Raw genomic sequence first — 14,872 nt, 5'->3', positions numbered from 1 at the left:
ACCTGATAATGGTCGGGTCTTTTAGCCCAATCGTTGCCGCTCGGGAAACCCATGCGCGTTGAAGCGCATGCCGGAATGACGCACAAGACTCTTATGACAGACGACTCCATGCCGGACGCCACTCTTTCCGACTCTTTTTCCCCGGCCGAACGCGCCCTTCAGCGGGCCGAGGCTGAATTCGGGACCCCGCTCGACATCACGCCGCGCGAGCGCCCTGCCCTGCTGCGTCAGGTTGCGCGCAGGCTTGAAGGGCCGGAGGCGGCCCTTTCCCATGACGGGCTGATCGAGGCGCTGTGCGTCGTGCGCCGCAAGACCTGGGCCTCCCAGCTCATGAATGTGTGCCGCAGGGCCGGCGAGGTCTGGGTCGGCAAACCCGATACGCAGGAAGCTGCGGCCCGCATCCATGATCCGCGTGCCGACATGCCAGCCCTGCGCCGGACGCTTGATGATGTCCTGATGACGCGCTGGCAGGAAATGGGCGACTCCCCGCGTGCCGTGCTGGAAGACGTCCGCGCCGATCTGGCCGATACCGGTGTGATCCTGTCGAGCGGCCAGCTTGAAAAACTCTCCCAGAGCATCGCGGCTGCATTCGGCAGCGTTGATCTCGGCTTCGAAGACGATCTGCGGATTGCCGAAGAACGCCGTGCCCGCGAACAGGCCGATATCCAGGCCCGTGCGGAAGAACGCAGGGCGCGTGAGCTTGAGCGTCTGCGCCAGTGGGAAGAAGGGCTGGTCAGCTTCGATGAGCTGCCGAATGTCCTGCACTGCTCGCGCCGCGAAGCCCTGCGCTGGATTGCCGAAAACCGGATTCCCATCGCCCGTCGCGAAACGCGGCCGGACGGGATCGAACTGTTCTTCTTCGACCCGTCGGAGCTCAAGCGGCTCCGGACGTTCCTTCCGCAGTGGCGCAGCGGAACCAAGGACCGGCCGGAAGTTCTGGATCTGGGCAACAAGGCGGGTAACGCCGCCATTGCCCGCGTGGCCGCGCTGGACCGGTTTGCCGGGCATTTCCGCACGGCGCGTGCGCTGAAACGCCGCATCACGCTGGTGACGGGTCCGACGAACTCCGGAAAGTCCTATACGGCGCTCAACGCGCTGGCGAATGCCGAGAGCGGTCTGGCGCTCGCACCGTTGCGACTGCTGGCCCACGAATTCCGCGAGTCCCTGCTCTCACGCGGCGTTCCGGCGTCCCTCTCCACGGGTGAAGAGCGGATCGAAATGCCGGGCGCACGTCATCTGGCGGCGACGGTCGAGATGTGTCCGTTCCACAATCCGGTGGATGTGGCGATCATCGACGAAGCACAGATGCTGGCCGATCCGGACCGGGGTGCTGCCTGGACGGCTGCCATCATGGGTGTCCCGGCCCGGCATGTCTTCATCCTCGGCGCGCCGGACTGCATCCCGCTGGTCAAGCGCATTGCCGAACTCTGCGACGATCCGGTGGATGAAATCCATCTCGAACGCAAGAGCCCGCTCAAGGCAGGCGAGACGCTGCATCTCGATGAGCTGAAGCCCAGCGATGCCGTCATCGCTTTCTCCCGCCGCGAAGTGCTGGATCTCCGCGCCGAGCTTATGGCGCGGGGGCGTCGTGTTGCCGTCGTGTACGGAGCCCTGAGCCCGGAAGTCCGCCGTGCCGAAGCCGCCCGCTTCAACAGTGGTGAGGCCGATATCCTGATCGCGACGGATGCGATCGGCATGGGGCTGAACCTCTCCATCCGCCGTGTCGTGTTCAGTGCGCTGCGCAAGTTCGACGGACGCCAGACGCGCGATCTGGTCTCCCAGGAGGTCAAGCAGATCGGCGGCCGCGCGGGACGTTACGGCAAGCATGAAAGCGGGCTGGTCTGCGTTCTCGCCGGCGCCGGCAGCCCGACCTTTGTGCGAAAAATGCTGAGCGCCCCGCCCGAAGAGATCAAAGAACTGCGTCCCCTCGTGCAGCCGGATTCGGATATCGTCCGGGCCGTCGCCGAAGAGATCGGCAGCGACAGTCTTTACGGTGTCCTGACCCGCATCAAACACGCCGTTCTGCGGGCGGACGATCCGAATTACCGTCTGGCCGATATGGAACAGGCGCTGGAAATCGCGGCCGCTCTGGAGGGTGTGGAAAACCTCGATCTCTCGACACGCTGGACCTATGCCATGTGTCCGATCGACGAGCGCGATAACGGTATCCAGCGGCTTGTCCAGTGGGCGGCGGACCATGCTGCGGGCCGGCCGGTGCCACCGCCAGGCACGGGACGCCTGCCGCATCCGGAGCAGGCCGGGCGTGAGGAACTTGAGCGGGCGGAAAAGCGGCACAAGCGGCTGGTGGCATGGCGCTGGCTCGCGCTGCGGTTCCCCGACGCCTATCCGGCCCGGCAGGACGCAGAAATCAACACGTCCATTCTCAACGACTGGATCGAGCAGGTCCTGCGAACGCAGAGCCGGATGCGCGAGAGTCAGAAGCAGCAGCGCGTCGGGGGCCGCCCAGGCCGCAGCGGCCATACCGCCAGACCGGGCAGCAGGGCGGGTTTTTCCGGCCCCAAAAAGCCGGGCGGCCGCAGCTTTCCTGCAAAAGGAAACCGGCGACCGGGGGGACCGCGCAAGCGGCCGTCATAAAACGCAGACCGGCCTGACATCTGTCAGGCCGGGAGATCAGGCCCTTTTAGGCTGACGGACAGACTTTGTGTCCTGCTCTTCGTCCGTCTTGTTGCGTACCCGACGCTCGATCCATTTCTGGGCCTGAAGCTTGATGAGGGGATCAAGCTGCCGGTAGAGGGTAAGCATCGTGTTTTCGTCTGGAGTAAGAGTCGCCTGGATGGCCTTGTAGGCCATCCCTGTCAGCAGGACCTCGGGCTCGACGCCCAGAACCTGCGCGAGACTTCCCAGATGCTTGCCGACATGACCCGAGCGGCCCGTTTCCCAGAACGCAACGGCCGAACGCGAAATTCCGACTTTTTCCGCAAGCTGCTGCTGGCTTAGCCCGGCCATTTCCCGCAGAAGCCGGATGCGGCGACCGAGTTCAAGCCCCGGAGAAAGCTGTGCCGCTGGGATGGCATCTCTGGTCAATATGGCCTCCGTCTCTGTGATCCATACCCTATACGCCGCCTCGGAGACCTGCGTCAGAGCCAGCGATTGGTTTTCCACCCGGAAACCAACCCGACCGGCTCCGAGAGTCATGATCTCCCTGACCTCACCTGCCCCCTGCTTCGCAGTGGCCGATGCCGTCCATTTCTGTCCCAGCCCAAGCTGGATCGTTGTTTTCATTCCCAAGCCTCCGGCCTGATAGCAATAGCGCGTCACGCCATGCGACAAAAAACCTCTGCCGGTCAGAGGACTCCCGCGATGACGGGAGAAGATCTTTTTGCTCAATCCATCTGGAATATGGAGATAGCTGGATCATACTAGTCCTATTTCCGCTTTCAGGGAAAGAGGCGTGATACCCCCCCTGTCCTTCGAAAAAAGCGTGACACAGCAAAAGTTTTTTTGAAATCCGACCAGAGATGGCTGGCTGGAAAGGCTACTGGGCATCCTGTGGGACAAGAACCATTGTGCTGCCAGCAGACCCATTTCCATGCAGCACCAGATGATTTTCGCTGTCACGCGACCATGAGGTCACGCTCGGCCGAAAAGCCCCGATCTGCTGCTCCTGCGTCATCAGGGCTGGCAGACAGGCCTTCCGGGTCATGGCGAGAGGCAGGAAATGAAGCGTCTGCCCTGAGAGGGTAAAATGCCCCATCAGACGGTTGCAGCCATCCGTGCCGTAAACCGTACCATCCTGTTGCAGGGTCAGGCCAGGCGCTTCGGCAGTATTGTCGAAATGAAGACTGCCCACGCTCTGGATCCGCCATGTCCCGTAAGGCGCGCGGATGGCCGTGCCCGCCACATGCCGCAGCAGGAGCCGGGGATGATCCAGAGGCGTGCCGCCGTCCGGCGTGGCAAAAAGCCTGCGTCCCTCGACCGTGATTTCGGCATTCAGCACGTAATGTCCGCCCGGCGGCAGAACCGGGTAGGTCAGTGTGTAGGGGATGGGCACGCCACGATGGATCTCTTCGCGCTGCTCGGCCATGACCAGGGGGGCGCCATGCGTGGCACCTGTATCCTCGATCCAGACACTCAGGACGGCACCCGGCGGCAGGGCCATGCGCTCACGGTACAGCGCCTCACCGTGCAGGGTGCGCATGCTGTCTGCCTCGGCGGGGCATGAGGCGAGAACGGTGCCTGCGGCCAGAAGAGCCAACGCGAAACGACGGATCGTGATCATGCCTGAAAGTCCTCAGCCGATGCGGTTCAGCCCGCCCATGTAAGGACGCAGAACCTCTGGAATATCGATGCTGCCATCTTCGTTCTGATATGTCTCCATAACAGCAATCATCGTCCGACCGACAGCAAGACCGGACCCGTTAAGCGTGTTGACGAAGGCCGGTCCATTCTCGGCACGATAGCGCGCATTCATGCGGCGTGCCTGAAAATCGCGCGTATTCGAGCACGAAGAAATTTCGCGCCATGCTTTCTGGCCCGGAAGCCAGGCTTCCAGATCAAACGTTTTGGCCGCACCGAAGCCCGTATCGCCCGCGCAGAGCAGCATCCGGCGGAAGGTGATGCCCAGACGTTCCAGCACCGTTTCGGCGACCTGCGTCATGCGCTCATGCTCGGCGTCGCTGTCTTCTGGCTTCACGACGGAGACCAGCTCGCATTTCGTGAACTGGTGCTGGCGCAGCATGCCGCGCACGTCACGACCGGCCGAACCGGCTTCGGAGCGGAAGCACTGCGACAGCGCGGTCATGCGGATCGGTAGGGCATCGGCGGGCAGGATATCGCCCATGACAGAGGCCGTCAGCGGGACTTCGGCGGTCGGGATCAGCCAGCGGCCATCTTCAGTGCGGAACGAGTCCTCGGCAAACTTGGGCAGCTTGTCCGTGCCGTACATCGCTTCGTCATTGACCAGAAGCGGCACGCTGGTTTCGCTGTAGCCGAACTCGGTCGTGTGGGTGTCGAGCATGAACTGGCCAAGTGCACGTTCCAGACGGGCAAGCGCACCACGCAGAACGACAAAGCGTGTGCCAGACAGCTTGGCGGCGGTCGGGAAATCCATCAGCCCCAAGGCTTCACCCAGCTCGAAATGCTGTTTCGTCTCGAAGGCAAATTCGCGCTTCTCGCCACGGACATGGACGACGACGTTTTCGTCTTCGCTCTTTCCGTCCGGCACGGAGGCATCGAGGCGGTTCGGCAGGGATTTCAGCACGTCGTCGATACGGGTCTGGATCGTGTTGGCCCGCTCTTCCAGACCGGCGATCTGGTCCCGCAGGGCCACGGCTTTCACTTCGATTTCGGCGGTGTCGAGCTTCTGGCGCTTGAGCAGGCCGATTTCCTTGGCCAGCGCCTTCCGCGCGCCCTGTGCTTCCTGAAGCGCGGCGAGTGCGGCGCGGCGTTCTTCATCATCACTGACAAGCTGCTGTCCCACGGGTGACAGGCCCCGACGTGCGAGAGCAGCGTCAAAAGCGGCCGGGTTGGCGCGCAGGGCTTTCAGGTCATGCATGGTTCAGGGCTCCGGCAGGTCTGGTCATCAGTCTTCATCAGCGGCCATGGGTTTCGGTTCGACGAACCGGGCCGTGAGGATGGATACCTCGTACAGGGCGACGAGGGGAATGGCGAGGCTCAGCATCGTAATCGCATCAGGCGGAGCAATCACGGCGGCCACCGCAAAGGACGCAACGACAGCATAACGGCGGAAACGCTTGAGCTGCGCCACACTCAACAGGCCCACGCGCACCAGCAGGGTCAGCACGACGGGCAGTTCGAAACAGACTCCGAACGCCAGGATCATTTTCGTGACCAGCGTCAGATATTCCGAGACCTTGGCCTGAAGCTCGATCTGCATGCCACCATTGGTGCTCTGCGGTGTCTGGAACGACAGGAAGAACTGCCATGCGTAGGGGAACACCACGTAATAGGCGAGTGCCGCACCGATCAGGAACATGATCGGGGTGGCGATCAGGAACGGGGCAAAGGCGCGCTTTTCACTGCGATACAGGCCGGGCGCGATGAAGATCCAGGCCTGGATGGCGATCATGGGAAACGAAAGGCAGGTCGCACCAAAAACGGCCACGCGGATATAGGTGAAGAAGGCTTCATACAACGCGGTATAGATCAGGTGCGGCTGCTCCCCGTTCTTGCGCATGATGTTGCCGAGCGGGGCCGCCAGGAACCGGTAGATCTCGCCCGAATAATGGTAGCAGATGGCGAATGCGATCACGAAGGTCACGATGGACCAGATCAGCCGCTTGCGCAGTTCCACGAGATGCTCGAGGAGCGGCATCGGCGTGTCATTGATGCTGTCGGTATCGGTCATTCGCCGTCCTTTCCGCTCGCAATAGTCACGCGCCGGCCGGCATGGATGGCGCGGACGGGCGGCAGAATGTCAGGGGCCCGCCAGCGGGAGCGCTCGTGCAGGAGCCGTCTTGCCGTGCTGGGGGGCAGAATGGACGGAGCGTCCACGACATCGTCGTTGGGCTCGGGTTCCGGTTCGACGGGGATGTCTGCGGCCGGCTCGAACTGCGGACGGGCATTATAGGGCACCGTTTCCAGATCGGTCAGGGGCGGCGGTGGAAGCGGCGGTGCGGGTGGAACTTTCGGAAGATCGGCGGCGGACGCTTTTGCGGGCGTGCCGAGTTCCAGACTGCGGCGGATGGAATTGTCGCCGTCGATGGCCTTCGTGACACGGTCGCGCAGGTTGAAGTTCTTTAGGTCCCGGAACTGGTCGCGCGCTTCGGAGAGATCGGCTTCACGGACCATCTCGTCCACATGGGACTGGAATTCAGCCGCCATGCGCCGCATCGCCTTTAACCCGTTCGACAGGGTGCGGATGGCAACCGGCAGATCCTTCGGACGGATGAAGACCATCGCCACCATCACGAACAGCGCGATTTCCGAGAAACTGAAGTCAAACATGCATCATTCCTAGCCTGTCTGCTCCGTTCCGCCTACGGCAGAAGCATCGTCTTCTGCTTCCGTAGGCGCGCGGTCCAGCAGGAAGTCCTCCCGGCGGGGCAGCGCCCGCAGATCCGGCAGACCGAAACTTTCCAGAAAACTGGCCGTGGTGCCCCACAATACGGGACGTCCGGGAACTTCCTTGCGGCCTTTGGGGGCAATCAGACTGTCTTCCAGAAGGGCGTCGAGAACCGCCTGCCCGAGCGAGACGCCACGGATGGCCTCGATTTCCGCACGGGTGCAGGGCTGGTGATAGGCGATGATGGCCAGTGTTTCCATCGCGCCGCGACTCAGGCGACGGGGCTTTTCCACGACTTTGGTCAGGGCGGATGCAAATTCCGGTCGGGTGCGGAACTGCCAGCCGCCTGCGACCATCACCATTTCGACCGCGTGATCGGCGTAGCGCTTCCGCACAGCCTCAAGCGCCTCTTCGACGGGCACGGGGATGGATTGGGCAGTCAGAAGCTCGGCAATGGCCGCAGGCTTTACGGGCTCAGGGCTGGCAAAAACGAGTGCCTCCACGAGAAGGCAGGCCCGGTCGAGCATTGGGGAATCCATCATGAGGGCGTGGCCGCCCGCCATTCGATTTCCCCGAACGCCTCGGGCTGACGCAGTTCAAGCGCACCGCCCTTGGCCAGTTCCAGCCCCGCCAGAAGTGTGCCTGCGAGAGCGGCATTGCGCCCGTAAGGCCCCTCTTCGCCGTCCAGTTCATCCGGATCCGGCAGAAGAGAGGTCAGGGTCTGCCAGCCGACAACATGGTCTGTCCCGAGCAGGCGCTTGAGGCGGGACAGCGCATCCTGCACGCTCCAGTAACGGCGGGCGCGTGGCGCATAGACACGCCTGCGCCCGGTCCTGCGTCGGGCAGAAAGATAGGCCGTGATCAGCGCGGGCATGTCCACGCGCAGACCAGAGCGGTCGATTTCGGTATGATCTTCCCCCTGCCCGCGCCGGAACACGTCCAGCCCCAAACGTGGCTGTTCGGCCAGCCACTGGGCGGCGGCACGCATCCGTTCGAGTTCGATCAGACGTTCCTGGAGAAGCTCGATCGCGTCTTCGGCGTCCGGGTCTTCGTTTTCGGCAGGCAGGAGCAGCTTGGATTTCAGCCAGGCGAGCCAGGCGGCCATGACCAGCCAGTCCGCCGCCAGCTCCAGCCGCAGGCTCCGCGCTTCCGCACGGGCTTTTTCCACGACGGCCAGATACTGCTCCACCAGTTGCAGGATGGAGATTTTCGCCAGATCCACCTTCTGCTTGCGGGCCAGATCGAGGAGCAGGTCCAGCGGCCCCTCGAACCCGTCAAGCGTCAGATGAAGTGTCTCGCTCAAACGCCAGCTCTCAGAACTGGGCCGGCGTACAGGCGACGGACTGCGCGTGCAGCTTCACGCAGTAAGCACGCGCAGACTTGAGATCCGCAAAGCCACCGATCCGCAGGCGCACGAAGGTATGGTCCCCACGCGTGGTCTTTTCGAACAGCGGCGTATGGCCGGCGAACAGGGCCGGAGCCTGATGGCGCAGGCTGTCCCATTCCTTGCGGGCTGCGGCTTCGCTGTCGAGCGCGCCAAGCTGGACTTCATGCGTCCCACCCGATGTTTCCGCCTTCTCCGCAGCCGGAGCGGCGGCTTTCAGCGGTCCGACATTCTCAGGGTCCGGAACCGGCGCGGGCAGCGACTTCTCAGCCGGTCGTGCGGCATGATGGACAGGCGCCTCTTCCTTCTTCGGCGCTTCCTTGGGCGTTGCAGCCTTCGGCGCCTCGGCAGGTTCGCCGGCCTGATCCTGCGGCTTCTCCGGAACCGTGGCAGGCAGCGCGGTGCCCGGAGACATCTGCCCCGTATCGGCAGGCGCAGCGGCTTCAGGCGGGATGGCAGGCGTCTGGGCTGCCGGCGCGTTATCTGGTGCGGCACCATCTGCCTTGGGGGCATCGGTCTTTGGTGTTTCCGGCGCAGGCGTTCCAGGGGGAACGCCGTACTGACGGGCCAGCGCCTTCGTGTCGGGCTGTTCCGGACCGGGGGCAAGATGGGCCTCGCCATTGCCGGTCATGTCGGTTTCGCCGTCGTCACCACCCATGATCTGCATCCCCCCTGGATCGGCCGGACGGTCCTTCACGGGGCCCGGCGGCGGACCGATGATGGGAATACCGCCGTGATGGCCGCCGGTCAGGGACCAGCCGCCCACTGCCAGAAGCAGCACGACGCCGATACCAACCGCACCGCCGACCAGCTTGCGCGTGGCGGGATCACTTCCCAGCAGGGACGTCAGGCGACCGGCGCCAGATGCGCCACCGGCAGCAGCCGGACGGCGACGCGGCGGGGGCTCGTCGTCATAGTCGTTGCTCAGCCGCTCGCGGTCAAAACGCGCCTGCGGACGCGCTCCGGGAGGCGCACCCGCAGGCTGTTTCGGGGCGCGGGCGTAGTCGCCGGGATCGGGGCGGTTGCGATCCTGATCGTTTTCCGGGCTCATCGCATTTCCTCTACCGGCACGACGCCGAGAATGGTGAGGGCACAGCGCAATGTTCCCGCAATAGCCGAAACCAGCGCCAGCTTGGCGAGGCTGGTTGCGCGGTCGTTCTCGTGCAGGAAGCGCAGGGTGGTGTCTTCGCGGCCCCGGTTCCACAGGGCATGAAAATCGGAGGCCAGATCAATGCAATAGGTCGCGATCCGATGCGGCTCACGGGCCGTGGCAGCAGCTTCGACACTGCGCGGGAAAGCAGCCAGACGGCGCAGGACGGCCAGTTCCACATCCGAAGACAGGTTGGACAGATCGGCGCTGCACAGGGCTTCCGGCGTTACGGCATCCGCGCCGAACATTGTCTCGGCCGAACGCAAAACCGAGCGGCAGCGGGCATGGGCGTACTGGACGTAGAACACCGGATTGTCGCGCGTCTGGGCGACGACGGCGTCCAGATCGAACTCCATCTGCGCGTCCGCCTTGCGGGTCAGCATCGTGAAGCGCACGGCGTCACGGCCCACTTCGTCCAGCAGGTCGCGCAGGGTGACGAACGTGCCGGCACGCTTGGACATGCGGACGGGCTCGCCGTTCTTCACGACGCGCACGATCTGGCACATCACGACTTCAAAGCCGGTCTTGCCATCCGTCAGGGCGGAAATGGCCGCCCGCATGCGGGAAACGTACCCGCCGTGATCGGCGCCGAGGACGTCGATCAGGACGTCGGCATTCTCGGCCTTCTGGGCGTGATAGCCGATATCGTTGGCGAAATAGGTGTTGGTGCCATCGGATTTGCGGAGTGCACGGTCCTGATCGTCGCCGAACTCGGTCGAGCGGAAGAGCGTCTGCGGACGGGCTTCCCAGTCTTCCGGCATCTTGCCCTTCGGCGGCTCCAGCACGCCTTCATAGAGCAGGCCCTTGCTGTCGAGCTTTGCGATCGCGGCATCCACGCGACCACTGGCCAGCGTTTCGGCTTCGCTGGCGAAGACTTCGTGCGAAATGCCCAGCGCTTCCAGATCTTCGCGGATGGCCGCCATCATCTGCGTCAGGGCTTCACGACGGACCGTCTCGAACCAGACGGACGGATCGGCCGGGCCACCGTCAGCGTTGGCGAGTGTGCGACCGTGTTTGTCAGCGATGCTCTGGGCGACGGGGATCAGGTACTCACCCTGATATTGCAGGCCGTTCGGGGTCAGCGGGCTGAAATCGTCTGCGGAAATCTCCGTGCCGATGACCTGCAGATAACGCCAGTATGTGGCCCAGGTCAGGGCGACGACCTGCGTTCCAGCATCGTTGATGTAGTATTCACGCGTGACGGTGTTGCCAGCGGCTTCGAGCAGATTGGCCAGCGCATCACCGACGACCGCACCACGGCAGTGACCAACATGCATCGGGCCGGTCGGGTTGGCGGAGACGTATTCCACGTTCACGCGCGTCCCCTGCCCCATCGTGGAACGACCATAGCGGTCGCCAGCCTTGAGGATCGAGACGGCAACGCCCTGCAGGACTTCGGGCTTGAGCGTCAGGTTCACGAAGCCCGGGCCTGCGGCTTCAGCCTTGGCAACTTCCGGCAGGGCGGAGAGCTTCTCGACCAGTTCGGCGGCGATTTCAGCGGGTTTGCGACGGGCGGGCTTGGCGGCGAGCATGGCGGCATTGGTCGCCATGTCACCGTGGGACGGGTCGCGCGTAGGGGTCAGATCGACGCGCTGCACCACTTCTTCCGGCAGGCCGGGGACGACCGATCGCAGAGCGTCGCACACCTGAACCCGGGTGCGGGCAAAGAGACAGTCAGTCGTAAGGGTCGTGGTGTCAGCGGCCATTTCAGCTCGATTCCTGTAACGCGTCGTCAGATCAGAGGCTCTATCAGCCCAGCACGGAGAGGTCCGTCAACCGTCGATGTTCTTCCATCGCGAAACGATCGGTCATTCCGGCAATATAATCGGCCACCAGACGCCTGCGCTGCACGTCATCGGCGGCTTTTGCCCGCCCGCGCAGCGGATCGGGCAGAAGGCCGGGATCTTCGGAGAGGATGTCGAAGATTTCCCGGACCGCGATCTTGGCCTTCCGCGCCATGCGGTTGACGCGCCAGTGCCGGTACATGCGGGCATAAAGGAACTTGCGGATGGCCTTGTTGGCTTCGCGCATTTCCGGGCTGAACGACACCACAGGATAACCGGCATGGCGGATGTCATCGGCCGATTGAGGGTTAAGCGCTTCGAGGTTCCGCCGCGTCTGCTCCGTCAGGTCGGTTGCGAGCTGGTTGATGACCACGCGGATGGTTTCATGCCGCACGCGCTGGGCCTGATCGGACGCCTCCCGCCCGATCTGACGCTCCATCTCACGGGACCGGCGCAGGGCTTCGCCGACCAGCGGCAGGTCTTCGATATCCTCAAAAGACAGCAGCCCGGCGCGCAGGCCGTCATCAAGGTCGTGGCCATGATAGGCGATATCGTCCGACATGGCGGCGACCTGCGCTTCAGCCGAGGCATGGCTTTGCAGGTCCAGATGGTGCTTGGCGTCGTATTCCACGAAATAGGGCGTCGGGCGTTTGACCGGGCCATTATGCTTGGCCAGCCCTTCCAGCGCCTCCCAGGTCAGATTCAGACCGTCGAAGGCGTGATACCGGGCTTCAAGCGCGGTCACGAGACGCAGGGACTGGGTGTTGTGGTCGAAACCGCCCCATTCTTTCATGGCAAGGGCAAGTGCGTCCTCCCCGGCATGACCGAACGGCGTATGGCCGAGATCATGGGCGAGCGAGACGGTTTCCGTCAGATCCTCGTTCAGGTCCAGACTGCGGGCAATGGAGCGCGCGATCTGCGCGACTTCGAGCGAATGCGTCAGGCGCGTGCGGAAGAAATCGCCTTCATGATTGATGAAGACCTGCGTCTTGTATTGCAGGGTACGGAACCCGGCCGAGTGCAGCACACGGTCACGGTCTCTCTGCCAGGGAGAACGGACGGGGCTTTCCACTTCGGGATAAAGCCGCCCCCGGGAGCCGGAGTCCTGTACCGCGTAGATCGCTACCATCAAGACATGTCCTGTGTGTGAGCCGTCTGGCTGTGAACCCTGCCCCGAAGCCTCATTGGCCGGTAGAGCGCCGTTTCCGGCCGGATCACGGTTCCATTCTACGCCAGCCCGGCGCGCGTGCAACCACACGGCCTTTGCCCTCGGCGCCGCTCTGACCATATAATCAGGACCGCAGCCGTCTTGCTGGGTCCAGCAGGGTCCAGCCGCCTTTTCAGATTTCGGGAACACACGCCCATGTCCGACACCGTGCCTTTCAGCATCTCCGCCAGCGCCGCCGCCCGCATCAACGAGATCATTGCAGCCCAGCCCGAGCCCGATGGGCTTGCACTGCGCGTTGCGGTTCTGGCGGGTGGCTGCAACGGGTTTCAGTACCAGTTCCGGCTGGAGCGGGATCAGGCTGCGGACGATGTCGTCATCGAGCGCGATGGGGCGAAAGTGCTCGTTGATACGACCAGTCTGGACCTGCTGGAAAATGCCGAACTGGAATTCGTGGACAAGCTGATGGGGGCGCATTTCACGGTCACGAACCCCAATGCCGCCTCGTCCTGTGGCTGTGGCACCAGCTTTTCGCTGGCCTGATCCGATGAGCACGACGCCCTTCACTTTCGCAAGCTGGAACATCAATTCCATCCGCGCCCGCGCCCATCACGTTCAGGACTGGCTGGAGCGCCATCCGGAATGTGATCTGCTGTGCCTTCAGGAAATCAAATGCGAGAACAGCCAGTTTCCGGCCGTGTTCGCAGAAGCCGGGCTACATGTCGCGACCTCGGGGCAGAAAGCCTATAACGGCGTGGCCCTGATCGGGCGTCGGCCTTTTACGGTCACGCATCACACCTTGCCCGGCTTCGATCATCCGTCTGCCCGCTACATCGAGGCGGAACTCGATGGCATCACGATCGGTAATCTCTATCTGCCCAACGGCAATTCCGGCGGTGAGGACGGTTACGCGACCAAGCTCGCCTTCTTTGATGCGCTGGCGGCGCGGGCGCGGGTTCTGCTGGATGCGGAAAAGCCCTTTGCGTTCATCGGGGACTTCAATGTCTGCCCGACGGACGAAGATCTGGCTCCTGGCGCCCTTTCCACGGATGACGCGCTGGTGCGGCCCGAGACGCGGGCGGCTTTCCGCAGGCTGGAATGGATGGGGCTGACGGATGCCCTGCGCGCCCTGCATCCCACTGGTCGTCATTATACGTTCTGGGACTATCAGGCGGCAGCGTTCCAGCGGAATTCAGGGCTGCGGATCGATCATGCGCTGCTGTCCCCCCGCCTGACGGAACGGCTGAAATCCTTCGTGATCGACAGGGACGAGCGCGCGAAGGAAAAGGCCTCCGATCACGTTCCGGTCCTGGTCACGGTCTGACAGCACAAGGGGGCCGGAGACACGGCTCCGGCCCCTGCCCGTATCAGGCGTGACGGAGATTGAATCGTCGCGTCAGATGTCCTGGCTGCCACTGATAGCCGTTCCCGCTCCAGCGCCAGTGCCCCGGAATCCAGCGCATGTCGCCATGATGGGGCGGAACGGGCTCGGGCAGCACATGCGGGGGCGGAGGCGGCTGGCGGTAAGGGCCGCTATAGGGCACGAACTGTGCATGGGCTGTTCCCGTCATTGGCGCAATCGCCATCGTACCTGCAAACAGGGCGGAAACAGCCAAGATCCCTGACAGATGTTTCAGCATCAATGCTCTCCTTCTCATGACGCCTTGTCACGGAAAGATGATGCACGGCTTGTGTTGGCGCGTCTGAGGCGCATCTGTGGCGGAATCCGGGCAGTGCATAATTTTATGTTTCCGGATTTCGTGATCCCCGCATAACCGCAAAAAAGGGCGCTTCCCGTGGCAGGAAGCGCCCTTTTTCAGATGTCCGGTGGACCGCGATCAGTTCAGGAAGGGCTTGCCTTCATGAGCGACCAGCAGGTCGTGCAGATCGGTAGCATGATCTTCCTCGTCGGCCAGGAAGCCTTCGAGCATGATGCGGGTCGTGGGATCGTTGTCACCGAAATAGCGGATCAGTTCCTGATAATGCTCGATCACGACGCGCTCGGCGATCAGATCCTGCTTCGCCATTTCAACAAGATTGCCGCCATTGCCGTATTCGGTCGCGGAACGCGTGGCCAGGCCTTCCGGATTAAAGTTCGGCACGCCACCGAGCTGGTCGATGCGGTTGGCAGCGGCCAGCATATGCTTGCGCTCGGAGGCTGCGTGCTCGTTGAACTCGGCACCGACGCTTTCGCTGGTCAGGCCTTCGACGGAAATGGCGTGCATCGTGTAGCGCAGGACGCAGACCAGTTCGGTCGCCACGACGGCCTGAAGGATGTCGATCGCTGTTTTGACGTCACCCTTGTAAGTTGTGGTCACGGCGCCATCGTCGAGGGATTTTTTTGCGTTTGCGCGCAGCGTCTGCACGTCTGTCAGGAAGGCATTCTTCTTGTCGTCGGCCATTG

15 protein-coding genes are annotated in these 14,872 nt (G+C 63.2%); 3 read left to right on the top strand and 12 right to left on the bottom strand.

What is annotated here, in order from left to right; translation table 11 throughout:
* Positions 1–93 precede the first annotated feature (93 nt).
* The gene (locus HKD31_RS05970; protein ID WP_194264466.1) at positions 94–2,595 is read left to right on the top strand and encodes a helicase-related protein; all 2,502 of its coding nucleotides are present in this window, start codon (positions 94–96) and stop codon (positions 2,593–2,595) included.
* 36 nt (positions 2,596–2,631) lie between these two features.
* Here the strand turns inward: HKD31_RS05970 and HKD31_RS05965 are convergent, their stop codons facing one another.
* The 10 genes from HKD31_RS05965 to HKD31_RS05920 form a co-directional block, all read right to left on the bottom strand.
* Entirely contained in the window at positions 2,632–3,243 is a 612-nt protein-coding gene (locus HKD31_RS05965) for a helix-turn-helix domain-containing protein (protein WP_194264180.1), read from the bottom strand.
* A gap of 253 nt (positions 3,244–3,496) precedes the next feature.
* Complete coding sequence (locus tag HKD31_RS05960) at positions 3,497–4,240, bottom strand: META domain-containing protein (RefSeq protein WP_194264181.1); 744 nt, start codon at positions 4,238–4,240, stop codon at positions 3,497–3,499.
* A 12-nt stretch (positions 4,241–4,252) separates the two neighbouring features.
* Complete coding sequence (gene serS, locus HKD31_RS05955) at positions 4,253–5,515, bottom strand: serine--tRNA ligase (protein ID WP_194264182.1); 1,263 nt, start codon at positions 5,513–5,515, stop codon at positions 4,253–4,255.
* 27 nt (positions 5,516–5,542) lie between these two features.
* Positions 5,543–6,328: a twin-arginine translocase subunit TatC gene (gene tatC / locus HKD31_RS05950; RefSeq protein WP_011253278.1), complete on the bottom strand. Its 786-nt coding sequence runs from the start codon at positions 6,326–6,328 to the stop codon at positions 5,543–5,545.
* Positions 6,325–6,927, bottom strand: coding sequence for a twin-arginine translocase subunit TatB (locus HKD31_RS05945; protein WP_194264183.1), 603 nt, complete (start codon positions 6,925–6,927; stop codon positions 6,325–6,327). The genes tatC and HKD31_RS05945 overlap by 4 nt, the downstream gene beginning before the upstream one ends.
* 9 nt (positions 6,928–6,936) lie before the next feature.
* Entirely contained in the window at positions 6,937–7,548 is a 612-nt protein-coding gene (gene scpB, locus HKD31_RS05940) for an SMC-Scp complex subunit ScpB (RefSeq protein ID WP_370543894.1), read from the bottom strand.
* Positions 7,524–8,288 (bottom strand): segregation and condensation protein A, encoded by a 765-nt coding sequence (locus tag HKD31_RS05935; RefSeq protein WP_062456284.1) that lies wholly within the window; start codon positions 8,286–8,288, stop codon positions 7,524–7,526. The genes scpB and HKD31_RS05935 overlap by 25 nt, the downstream gene beginning before the upstream one ends.
* 10 nt (positions 8,289–8,298) lie before the next feature.
* Entirely contained in the window at positions 8,299–9,420 is a 1,122-nt protein-coding gene (locus tag HKD31_RS05930; protein WP_194264184.1) for an SPOR domain-containing protein, read from the bottom strand.
* Positions 9,417–11,225, bottom strand: a complete 1,809-nt coding sequence (gene argS / locus HKD31_RS05925; protein ID WP_194264185.1) for an arginine--tRNA ligase — start codon at positions 11,223–11,225, stop codon at positions 9,417–9,419. Before argS ends, HKD31_RS05930 begins: the two co-directional genes overlap by 4 nt.
* Before the next feature lie 43 nt (positions 11,226–11,268).
* Entirely contained in the window at positions 11,269–12,432 is a 1,164-nt protein-coding gene (locus HKD31_RS05920) for a deoxyguanosinetriphosphate triphosphohydrolase (protein WP_194264186.1), read from the bottom strand.
* A 234-nt stretch (positions 12,433–12,666) separates the two neighbouring features.
* On the opposite strand from HKD31_RS05920, the gene HKD31_RS05915 reads away from it, so the two are divergent.
* Together HKD31_RS05915 and HKD31_RS05910 are read left to right on the top strand one after the other, a co-directional pair.
* Positions 12,667–13,011, top strand: coding sequence for a HesB/IscA family protein (locus HKD31_RS05915; RefSeq protein ID WP_194264187.1), 345 nt, complete (start codon positions 12,667–12,669; stop codon positions 13,009–13,011).
* A gap of 4 nt (positions 13,012–13,015) precedes the next feature.
* A complete protein-coding gene (locus HKD31_RS05910) occupies positions 13,016–13,792 on the top strand; it encodes an exodeoxyribonuclease III (RefSeq protein WP_194264188.1) in 777 nt (258 codons plus the stop codon).
* A 43-nt stretch (positions 13,793–13,835) separates the two neighbouring features.
* Here HKD31_RS05910 and HKD31_RS05905 read toward each other — a convergent pair whose 3' ends face one another.
* Entirely contained in the window at positions 13,836–14,108 is a 273-nt protein-coding gene (locus tag HKD31_RS05905; RefSeq protein ID WP_024716818.1) for a YXWGXW repeat-containing protein, read from the bottom strand.
* 198 nt (positions 14,109–14,306) lie between these two features.
* The gene (locus tag HKD31_RS05900) at positions 14,307–14,870 is read right to left on the bottom strand and encodes a ferritin-like domain-containing protein (RefSeq protein WP_194264189.1); all 564 of its coding nucleotides are present in this window, start codon (positions 14,868–14,870) and stop codon (positions 14,307–14,309) included.
* Positions 14,871–14,872: the final 2 nt, after the last annotated feature.

Source organism: Gluconobacter potus, assembly GCF_015244705.1.
Classification (GTDB): domain Bacteria; phylum Pseudomonadota; class Alphaproteobacteria; order Acetobacterales; family Acetobacteraceae; genus Gluconobacter; species Gluconobacter potus.
Note: the sequence above shows the minus strand (reverse complement) of the source record. Positions and strands in the feature narration are given on the sequence as shown.

Excerpts from the sequence above, each read along its gene's own strand:
- HKD31_RS05970 (WP_194264466.1), top strand. The coding sequence starts at position 94 with ATGACAGACGACTCCATGCCGGACGCCACTCTTTCCGACTCTTTTTCC.
- HKD31_RS05965 (WP_194264180.1), bottom strand. The coding sequence starts at position 3,243 with ATGAAAACAACGATCCAGCTTGGGCTGGGACAGAAATGGACGGCATCG.
- HKD31_RS05960 (WP_194264181.1), bottom strand. The coding sequence starts at position 4,240 with ATGATCACGATCCGTCGTTTCGCGTTGGCTCTTCTGGCCGCAGGCACC.
- serS (WP_194264182.1), bottom strand. The coding sequence starts at position 5,515 with ATGCATGACCTGAAAGCCCTGCGCGCCAACCCGGCCGCTTTTGACGCT.
- tatC (WP_011253278.1), bottom strand. The coding sequence starts at position 6,328 with ATGACCGATACCGACAGCATCAATGACACGCCGATGCCGCTCCTCGAG.
- HKD31_RS05945 (WP_194264183.1), bottom strand. The coding sequence starts at position 6,927 with ATGTTTGACTTCAGTTTCTCGGAAATCGCGCTGTTCGTGATGGTGGCG.
- scpB (WP_370543894.1), bottom strand. The coding sequence starts at position 7,548 with ATGGCGGGCGGCCACGCCCTCATGATGGATTCCCCAATGCTCGACCGG.
- HKD31_RS05930 (WP_194264184.1), bottom strand. The coding sequence starts at position 9,420 with ATGAGCCCGGAAAACGATCAGGATCGCAACCGCCCCGATCCCGGCGAC.
- argS (WP_194264185.1), bottom strand. The coding sequence starts at position 11,225 with ATGGCCGCTGACACCACGACCCTTACGACTGACTGTCTCTTTGCCCGC.
- HKD31_RS05920 (WP_194264186.1), bottom strand. The coding sequence starts at position 12,432 with ATGGTAGCGATCTACGCGGTACAGGACTCCGGCTCCCGGGGGCGGCTT.
- HKD31_RS05915 (WP_194264187.1), top strand. The coding sequence starts at position 12,667 with ATGTCCGACACCGTGCCTTTCAGCATCTCCGCCAGCGCCGCCGCCCGC.
- HKD31_RS05910 (WP_194264188.1), top strand. The coding sequence starts at position 13,016 with ATGAGCACGACGCCCTTCACTTTCGCAAGCTGGAACATCAATTCCATC.
- HKD31_RS05905 (WP_024716818.1), bottom strand. The coding sequence starts at position 14,108 with ATGCTGAAACATCTGTCAGGGATCTTGGCTGTTTCCGCCCTGTTTGCA.
- HKD31_RS05900 (WP_194264189.1), bottom strand. The coding sequence starts at position 14,870 with ATGGCCGACGACAAGAAGAATGCCTTCCTGACAGACGTGCAGACGCTG.